Consider the following 2,180-nt stretch of genomic DNA (forward strand, 5'->3'; position numbering starts at 1 on the left):
ACTGGCAATGGGCGGTGGCGCCTATGGTACCGGCAACGCCAGCCGTATTGCAAAAGTGAATGCGGAAGGACAGGTAGTATTTGATAAAGAATACAGTACGGCAGATGGTAAGTTCAACGCTATAAAGGTGAACGACCTGGGTCAGATCTTTGCCTGCGCAGAAGAAAAAGATAAGGGCCGTATTGTAAAACTGCGCCCGGACGGCACAGAGTTGTTCAACAAGGAAACGGATGCCGCATTATACGCACTGGAAGTAGGCAAAAACGGGAAAGTAGTTGCTGCCGGAGGTAACGTAAGCAACAACACAGGTAAGATCGTGAAGCTGCTCCCGGACGGTACTGTTTCCATTGATAAAAACCTGGGCTCTGTGTTCCAGCACCTGTTGCTCACAGAAGATGATGAGATCTGCGTAGTGGCCAAAGAAGGCTACCGTATGATCAAGCTGAGCCCGGACGGTGAAATGATGTTTGATAAACAACTGGGCAAATACGATGCAAAAACCACGCTGGCATCGCTGCTGATGAGCCCTTCCGGCGAGATCCTGGCAGCAGGCGGCGGTGATGAAGACGGTAACCGCATCATCAAGATCAGTCATGGCGTATCTATTAATGATATTGCCGTTTCCGAGCCATTGAACGGATTATCCAATGCTACGCTTACCATAACCTTATCCGGCTTTTTAAGAAGCAACGGTGTTCGTACGCCCGTTAACGTGCATTACAAAACCATCCCGCATAAAGGTGGCGCCGGTGCATCTGATTTTGATGTCACCGAAGGAACTATCTCCTTTGTGCCTTCTGAATTTGCAGCAGGCGCTATTATCTCCAAATCCATCCAGATCCCTGTAAAAAGCGATAACCTGCTGGAAGGCAAGGAAGCTTTCCACGTGGAAGTACTGGATGCTTCAGAGTTGTACCTGACCAAGGCAAAGGGTGAAGTAACCATCCTGGATCAGCCGGCTATGGTAAAATTTATTGGCGGCAGCAATGGTGCAGAACCGGCTACTGATGTGGTATTTTCTGCGGGCTTGTTTAAGCGTGATAATACCCCGCTGATCAATGCCACTTCCAAACCGGTTAGGTTAACTTACAAGTTTGGTAATGGTACTGCTTTACCCGGCGCTGATTTTATCAGCAGCATCAAAGCGCCTTTTGTAATTGACAGCGGCGCTACCACTGCCAGTTTGAGCGTAAAAGTAAAAGACGACAACAGGTTTGAGCTGGCGGAAACTGTTGTATTGGTATTAAGTGAAATTAAAGCGGAGAATGAAGCGGTAGTAGGATATAACGGAGATGTAACTTCTATATCTGCTTCCCAGTACATACAGGATCAGGCTGCTTATATTACGCTGGTGAAACTCACCGATGCAAATGAGTCGGCTACCGCCCCGGTGAGCATGTTTAAATGTATCCTGGTAAAAGCATCCGACCAGAGCGTGCAAACCAATTGCACCGGAAGCGATATCAATATTTTCTTCGGGGTAGATTCTTCCAGTACTGCGGCTTACGGTAAAGACTATGTGATTATGAACGGCGACATGGTTAAGATCACCGGTGATTGCGCTTTCAGCGAAACCGATATACAGGTGGCGCTGGTTAACGACCGTGTCAAAGAAACGGATGCGCTGGTATCTGTAAAACTGCGTGATGCTACAGCTGCCGCCAACGCGGGAGTATTGAAAATTTCGCCTGAGCTGAAGCTGAGCAAAGCGGTGGCCGTTATCCATGACGATGATAACGATGAAGGCACTGTGCTTACTGCCAAATAACAACGGCTTGGATCAATAACCGATATACGCGCTTCAGGCACATTTACATTCCCGCATAGTTAAGTATGCGGGAATTTTTTTGATATCAAACTTAAAAGCAGCATTTTTTATATTAAAATATAAAAGATGCTGCTTTTTTATGTATGGATAAATCCGCTTATTAACTGTTATCGTAGATAACATTAGATTAACATTATTTTTTTAAAAAAGAGTTGTGTCTTTTAATGGTTAACTTGGGAATAGCCTGGTATCTCCTTACCGGGCTTTTTTTATAGTAGTTTGCGCATCACATAATCGTCCATGATATAGCCGCTGCCGATATCTGTTTTCTTTTCCTTTAATACACTGAACCCCAGTTTTTCGTAGAAAGATTTTGCTTTGTTGAAGGGTTCACATCGAGTTCCAGCTGTCT

The 2,180-nt window shown here is 45.6% G+C and carries 1 protein-coding gene; it reads left to right on the forward strand.

The window, feature by feature from the left end; translation table 11 throughout:
• On the forward strand, nucleotides 1-1,768 hold a 1,768-nt coding region (locus VIM72_RS07920), incomplete at its 5' end, for a Calx-beta domain-containing protein (RefSeq protein WP_332002298.1).
• Nucleotides 1,769-2,180: the final 412 nt, after the last annotated feature.

The sequence above is a fragment of the Chitinophaga sp. genome, assembly GCF_036569185.1.
GTDB lineage: Bacteria > Bacteroidota > Bacteroidia > Chitinophagales > Chitinophagaceae > Chitinophaga.